The sequence below is a fragment of the Longimicrobiaceae bacterium genome, from assembly GCA_035936415.1.
Taxonomy (GTDB): Bacteria; Gemmatimonadota; Gemmatimonadetes; order Longimicrobiales; family Longimicrobiaceae; genus JAFAYN01.
Map to the genome: position 1 here is coordinate 1 of DASYWD010000486.1, position 7,032 is coordinate 7,032.

A 7,032-nucleotide genomic window follows, 5' to 3' on the forward strand; every position below is an offset into this window, starting at 1 on the left:
CGCCCACCCCGTGAAGCCGATGCAGCGCGCCCTCGGCCTCCGCTCCGCAGCGGAGGAGGCGCTGCAGCGCGCGTCGGCGGCCCGCCCCGCCCGGATCGTGGTCGTGGGCGGCGGGACCGCGGGGGTGGAGGTGGCGCTCTGCCTGGACGCATGGCTGGCGCGGCGAAACGGGCGCGAGCGGCACCGGGTCACCCTCGTGGAGGGGCGCGGCGAGGTGCTGGAGGAGCACCCGGGGGGCGTCCGCACCATCGTCCGGGAGCTGCTGCGCGAGCGACGCATCGAGGTGCGGGCCGGCGAGCGGGTCGCATCCGCCGGCCCGGATGCGGTGCGGCTGGAGGGGGGCGAAGCCCTTCCCTGCGACCTGCTGGTCTGGGCGACGGGCCCGCGGGCGCCCTCGCTCTTCCGCGACTCCGGCCTCCCCACGGACGAGCGTGGCTACCTGCGCGTGGGGCCGACGCTGGCGGTGCCCGGTCTGGAGGGCGTGTTCGGCGGGGGCGACTGCGTGGCGATCGACGGCTTCCCCTGGGTGCCGAAGGCGGGAGTGTACGCCGTGCGCGAGGGGGAGGCGCTGGCGCGCAACCTGGAGCGGATCCACGCCGGGAAGGAGCCGCGGCCGTACCGGCCGCAGCGCGACTGGCTCTCGCTGATGAACACGGGGAGTGGCGCGGCGCTCCTCTCCTACCGCGGCGTCGTTGGGCACGGAGCCGCCGTCTGGCGTCTCAAGGACTGGATCGACCGCCGGTTCATGCGGCGCTTCCGGCGGCTGGAAGGGTGAACGGCGGGGAGGAGAGCGGTCGGCTGTGTTCCCGGAGCCGGGCGGACCACCATCAGCATGTTGTTACTCAGATCGAAGGTTGGAACGCTCATGATCTCACTCGGAGCTGTTCGGCGTCCGTGAAGAAGGTCCGGCGGTACCACAGCGTCACCAGCGTCGCGGTGATCGCGACTGAACTCGCGAGCATGAACATCACGATGATCTGGTAACGGAAGGCGGTGAGGGGGGAGGCTCCGGCGATGATCTGGCCGGTCATCATCCCTGGGATGGAAACGAGCCCCACGACCATGAGGCCGTTCACCGTCGGGATGAGCGACGCGAGGAGCGAGCGCCGCACCGGCTCACTGGAAGCCTGCTCGGCAGAGGCACCCAGCGCCAGATACGCTTCGATCTCCGCACGGCGCCCCTCCACCTCGCTCCGGAGGCGCTCCGCGGCGAGCGCGGCCGCGTTCATGGCGTTGCCCACGATCATGCCGAAGAGCGGGATCAGGTAGCGCGGGTTGTACCAGGGCTCCATCCGGACCACCACCGCACCGACGTAGACGAGCGTGAGACCTGAGCCGAGGAGCATCGCCGCGGCGGTGATCCCGAGCAACGCCCGATCAGATCGCTCCTGACGATCCACCGCCGTGTGCGTCGCGACCGCGAGCATGAACAGCAGAGCCGCGATCACCAGGTACCAGCGATCGAGCGCGAAGATGTAGACCAGGACGTAGCCCACCAGTGCGAGCTGGAGGACCGTCCGAATCGCGCCCACCACGAGGTCCTTCCCCAACCCGAGCTTCTGCCAGCGAGAGATGCCGATCGCGATCAGGACGAGTCCGAACGCCAGGGTCAGGTCGAGCCACGACACGTCGGTGATCGGACGCTCCAGGACTTCTGGCCGCTGGATGAGTGCAAGCACCGCTACCTCCCGCTCTCGAGGAACGCTCGGATCCTCGGGTTCTCGCTCTGCACGAAGACCTGCGGGGTCAAGCCCGCCTCGATCACCCGTCCCGCTTCCATCACGACGGTGAAATCGCTCGCCCGCCGCGCCTCGGCCAAGCGGTGCGTGACCATGACTACGGTGAGTCCCCGGTCCGTGCTCAGGTGGCGGATCGTCTCCGTGAGCCGGTCCGCAGTCTCCGAGTCGAGCGCCGACGTGGGCTCATCCAGCAGCAGCACCTCGGGGCGGGTCATGAGTGCCCGGGCGATGTTCGCTCGCTGTTTCTGACCCACGGAGAGCCGCTCGCCCTCCCGATCGACCAGTGCCCAGTCGAGTTCGGCATGGTCCATGGCCGTGCGGACCCTGGCCTCGAGATCGGCGGTTTCGCCGGCGAGCTCCGCCGCCATACGGAGGTTGTCGCCGACGGTGCCGGGAAACATGACGGGCGCCTGGAACACGAAGCCCACTGCGCACCTGAGTCGGCGAATCTCGCGGTCGGTGATCGGATCGCCACGGTACCGAACCTCTCCCGCGGTAGGATCATCCAGACGGTTCAGAAGGCGCAGGAGCGACGTTTTGCCGGCCCCGGAGGGACCCACCAGGGCCGTCACCCTCCTCTGCGGAATCTCCAGATCCACGCCCTCCAGCACCGGCGCACCCGCTTTCACCTGCCGAACGCCTCGGAGGACGAACGCGGGCGTTCCCTCCGCTCCGCCTCCGGGGCGCGGCTCAGCCGTCATCGCCGGGCGGGGCGCCGTCAGCGCGCCGCGCCCCGCCGTGAGTTCGTCTGGTCCAGTGCGGCGCGGAGTCCGCGCGCGAGCTTCACTGCGTCATCGTTGGCCCAGAAGTGCATGAAGAAGAGGCGCGGCTCCTCATCCGTGAGGTGATTGTGAAGGGCGACCACCTGGATGCCGTTCTCGCGGAGGGCGGAGATCACCCGGTCGATCTCGCCGGAGGTCATCACGAAGTCGCCGTTGATCGCGGCCCGCCCGCCACCGGTGGGCTGGAAGTTGATGGCGGTGGACAGGCCCATCGAGGGGGGGACCTCGATCCCCATCGCCCGGACGGTCTCCGCCCGCGGCACGCTCACGCTGTAGACGCCCGAGTTGTTGCGCCCGCTGTGGCCGAGGATGCGGCTGATCTGCGCGGTGTCTATCCCCAGTTCCTGCGACGCGTTCCCGCCACCGGGCGACTGGGCGGGCGTCCCGGTCAGGGCGAGCGCCTCCCGCACCGTCCGCGCGATCTGGATTGGGTTCCCGTGGGCGTGGACGTGCGTCCACCAGATCGCGGGGGACATCTCGAGGAGGTGCTTGTGGATCGCCGTTTGTCCGATGCCGTCACGCTGGAGTCGCGTGATGACTCGATTGAGCTCGTCGTCGGTGAGAACGAGATCCCCCATCGCAACCACCTCGTTCGGCCCTGACTGTTTCATGGCGATCCAAGATCCCAGGGCAAGCGATGGCTTGATCTGCACCCCCTTGGAAGTGACGCTCAGATCGGTCCGCGGCATGCCGAACCGGTAGACGCCACCGGACTGCATGGAGCCGGAGCGCCCCATCGCCGCATCCACCGCCTTCCAGTCGATGTCCTGGCTGGGGTTCGCATGCGGGGCGGGGGTCTGCGCGTCAGCCGGTGGTGTGTACCCGGTGATACACGCCGCGGCGGACGTGAGGGCACTTGCGATCACGATCCACCTCGCGCTTGTCGTCATGGTATCCCTCCCGGTCAGGTCAGGCTCGAGTACGCCGGAACGGGACCGCCGGCTTCGAGGGCTCAGCCCCACAACGCACTCTACGGAGCGGCCAACCGACCTGCAATTCCTTGACCCTCTTCCAAGGTTCCGTTGCAGGGGTTTCCGACACGACACGAGGATGTTGTGAGCTCCGGCCGCGGCGACCTCCAGCGCACGCTTCGCGTGCTCCTGCCCCTTCACGTCCGCGAAGTCGCAGTCGTACTCAGACGAGGTGCGGAAGAGCGCGTCCCGGTCGATCTCCGCTACCGGCAGCTCCCCTCGGCCCTCCAGGAACCGCACCACGTCGCCCAGCGTCTTCGCGCCGCGCACCTCCAGCCCGTCCACGACTCCCGCCTCGGCGACGTTCTCCTCCGGCAGGATCAGCCCGCGCAGCCGGGCGTCCCGCGCCGCCACCGCGATGGAGAGGGCGCCGCGCACCGGCCGCAGCTCGCCGTTGGCGGCCACCTGTCCCGTCCCGGCGAGGATGCCGACGGCGATCGGGAGGTCGAAGGCGCTCCCCGACTTCGCCACGTTCGCCGGGGCAGACCCGACGAATGAAAGACGCGTAGGTAGCCACCCGCGTTCGTCCGATCCAGCGGAGTCTGAGGCGAATCAGAGTTCCCGCGACCCATCAGCCTCGACCTCATACGGAATCCGGGAAAATCGGGGAGGGAGCCGGGAAGACCGGAGAGTCTCTGCTTCCTCCGTTTCCTCTGCGTGAGCCTATGCAGTCCCTCCGCCGCTTCAGATGACCGGTAGAGGAGGAGCCTCCGAACTCCGGTCACACGCGGTACAACCAAATTCCGTAGCAAGAGCAAGATCCTCCGGCAATCCCGGAGCGGTTCACCTCGCCAGCTCGCCGGTCCAGGAACTACTTTAGTGCCAGCCACTAGGAGGAATGTAGCCCGGAATGCGGGTCTCAGAGACAATGAACAGGAGAAACGGATCACCCGGAGTGATTTTCTGGATGTGGGTCATCGTGGCTGCATTCTCGTGCTCCACGGAGCGGCAGCCTGCCCCGCAGGCGCGCCATGATCCTCCCCGCGTCTACCCGGTACGGCCACCTCAATTTCCAATCCTTCGACCGGAGGATCTGGACTTCAAGGCAGAGACCCGGCGGATTGATTCTCTAGGCACGGGTCGTCTCCTCACGACGGTGACGCTCACCAATACGAGTGTCCACCCTGGGCGTGTGGAGTACTCGCCTTGCGCCGTTAATTTGCTGCTCTACCTTCGGCCTGATCGGTCAGGAGAACCCACTTGGGACTCGGCAAAGCCCCACCCCGATACCTCCGGGATGCACGACGACGCCTGTCCGTCCGTCCTCCTGGCCCCAAAGCTGAACCCGGGCGACAGCACCCAGGTTCATCGCAGCGCTCGAGTACAACGGATTCTCGGCGATTCGCTGCCGAGACGGCGGTACTTCGCTGCTGCGCGGATACACATAGCCGAGCCCGCTCTTACCCGGGAACTGCCCACAGGCGAGCTGTCCCTCCATAGGTGATCCGCGCATTGCAGCGGCCCGGCCGCCTCTGCCCGCGCCGCCTCATCCGAGTCCACGAGGTTGTCTCTGGGGAGCCGCTGGATCAGCCTGTGTACGGATCGATCCCCGCCCGCGACGTGGCAGCGCCCCGGCGCGCCCTACGTCCTCCACGTTGTCGCCGGTCTTCACCTCGATCAGGAGGCTGCGCGGGTCGATCCCCGCCCGGGCCGGCTCCCGCGGCACCGTCACGGTGATGCGCTGCTCGCCGGAACCGACGCGGTGCATGCGCAGGTACAGCGGCTCGCCGCGCCCTCCGCCCCTGCCGGCCGCGAAGACGCCCACTTCGACGAGGTCGTCCATGGGGACTTCGGTCTCCACGCCCGCGGTGTCGACGGTCACCTTGCGCGCCCGCACGTCGAGCGTCACCCGCCAGGTGCCCGCTTCCGTCTGCTCCGCCGTGGCCCGTTCCGCCGCGAGCTCCCAGTACGTGTTCGCCTCGAAGAGGTCGTGCAGCAGGTATCGCAGCGAGTCCGGCGTGACCGCCTGGAGTTCCCGGTAGAGGTCGAGAGACGTCGCCAGCGGAGGCGCCCCCGAGCCGTGCTTCTCCAGCAGGCGCCGCAGCGCGGTGTTCACCCGCTCCTCGCCGACGTACTCGCGCAGCGCGTACATCGAGAAGGGTCCCTTGCGGTAGGCCTGGAACCAGTCGCTGGCCCGGAGCAGCGGGACGCCGGCGCGCTCGCGGGGGGTCAGGTAGGACTCGCGGAACAGGTCCAGGATCCGCCGCAGGTGCTCCCGGCCGTAGGTCTCCTCCACCACCCCGAGCGCGCCGTACCAGGCCAGGCTCTCCGAAAGGAGCGCGGCCCCCTCGACGTCCGCGGGGACGAGCTGGTTCCCCCACCACTGGTGTGCCATCTCGTGCGCCACCACGGCGAAGGGGAAGTCGATCTTCCGGTGGTCGTCTTCCGGGTTGAGCAGGGAGAAGCCCTCCCAGTACCGGATGTTGATCGGGTGGGCCCGCAGGCCGATCCCGGGGTTGGGGGCCTCCACGAGCCGGACCTGCCGGTGCGGGTACGGGCCGAACTCCCGCGTGAAGTAGTCCAGCGAGGCCTGGACGCTCCGGACCATGCGGTCCAGGTTCCAGGCATGCCCGGGGTGGTGGAGGACCTGGATCCGCACGGTCTCCCCCGCCCCCGCCGAAGGGTTCGTCCACTGCGCCTCGTGCACCGCGTAGCGGGCGGAGGAGATGGCGTAGCGGTTCGGGATCGGGGCGTCGGTGGCGTAGTGGAAGTAGCGCCGCCCGTTCTCCGTCCACGTCCGGCGCAGGGTGCCGGGTGCGACCGCCGTCTGGTCGAGGGCGGTGCCGACCACTGCCTGCACCGCGATCCGCTCGTCGCGGGCCACCTCCCACCGCGCCGCGGCGTCGTGGAGGGAGCGAGCGGCCGGCCGCGGGGCGAGCCCATGCACCCTGCGGTCCCCCGCGCCGGCGAGCTCGCGGCTCCGCTGGTAGCCGATGGCGGGCAGCCAGTCCCCGACCTCGAAGTGGGTGCCGTTCTCCGCCACGGAGGCGTCGATCCCGTGGTTCGGGAATCCCCGCGGCGCGAAGCGCACCGCGAAGCGCATCTCCAGCGAGTCGCCGGGCCGGAGCGGCTGCGCGAGCGCGTGGATCTCGTGGCCGAGCTCCGCGTCGGCGAGCACGCGGGTGGCCGCCCGGCTGAACGCCACGGCTCCGGTCGTGACGTCCCTGTCGGTGGCCACGTGCACGGAGTCGATCGGCACCGTTCCCCGGTTTACGAGCCGGTAGGTGCCGCGCACCTCCACCTCCCGCCGCTCGGGATGGATCTCCACGTGCAGCCGGGTCCCCGTTACCCGGGGCTGCGGGACCGCGGCGTACCGCCCGTAGCGCCGCTCGTACTCGGCGCGCCGCTCCGCTCCCTCGGCGGAGGGGCGGTACTCGTTCAGCACGTTCGTATTGTAGAAGACGAACCCGCCCAGGGTCAGGACCAGCCCCGCCGCGAGCGCCGCGCTCCAGGCGGCCGGGCGCGTGAAGCGGCGGCGCGCCAGCCGGAGGCGCGATCCCGGGCCCGCCTCCGTGCCCCGCGGCCAGAGCAGCCTCGCCG

Annotated in this window: 5 protein-coding genes and 1 pseudogene; 1 reads left to right on the forward strand and 5 read right to left on the reverse strand. The window is 69.6% G+C overall.

The window, feature by feature from the left end:
* Window positions 1–775: FAD-dependent oxidoreductase (locus VGR37_19695; protein HEV2149634.1), on the forward strand; the 775-nt coding region annotated here is incomplete at its 5' end.
* Between the two features lie 88 nt (window positions 776–863).
* Here VGR37_19695 and fetB read toward each other — a convergent pair.
* The 5 genes and pseudogenes from fetB to VGR37_19720 form a co-directional block, all read right to left on the reverse strand.
* Complete coding sequence (gene fetB, locus VGR37_19700) at window positions 864–1,679, reverse strand: iron export ABC transporter permease subunit FetB (GenBank protein HEV2149635.1); 816 nt, start codon at window positions 1,677–1,679, stop codon at window positions 864–866.
* A 2-nt stretch (window positions 1,680–1,681) separates the two neighbouring features.
* A complete protein-coding gene (locus tag VGR37_19705) occupies window positions 1,682–2,368 on the reverse strand; it encodes an ATP-binding cassette domain-containing protein (GenBank protein ID HEV2149636.1) in 687 nt (228 codons plus the stop codon).
* An 89-nt stretch (window positions 2,369–2,457) separates the two neighbouring features.
* Window positions 2,458–3,411, reverse strand: coding sequence for a DUF1259 domain-containing protein (locus tag VGR37_19710; GenBank protein ID HEV2149637.1), 954 nt, complete (start codon window positions 3,409–3,411; stop codon window positions 2,458–2,460).
* A gap of 165 nt (window positions 3,412–3,576) precedes the next feature.
* Window positions 3,577–3,972: pseudogene (locus VGR37_19715) on the reverse strand (magnesium chelatase domain-containing protein).
* A gap of 1,006 nt (window positions 3,973–4,978) precedes the next feature.
* On the reverse strand, window positions 4,979–7,032 hold a 2,054-nt coding region (locus tag VGR37_19720; GenBank protein ID HEV2149638.1), incomplete at its 5' end, for a M1 family aminopeptidase.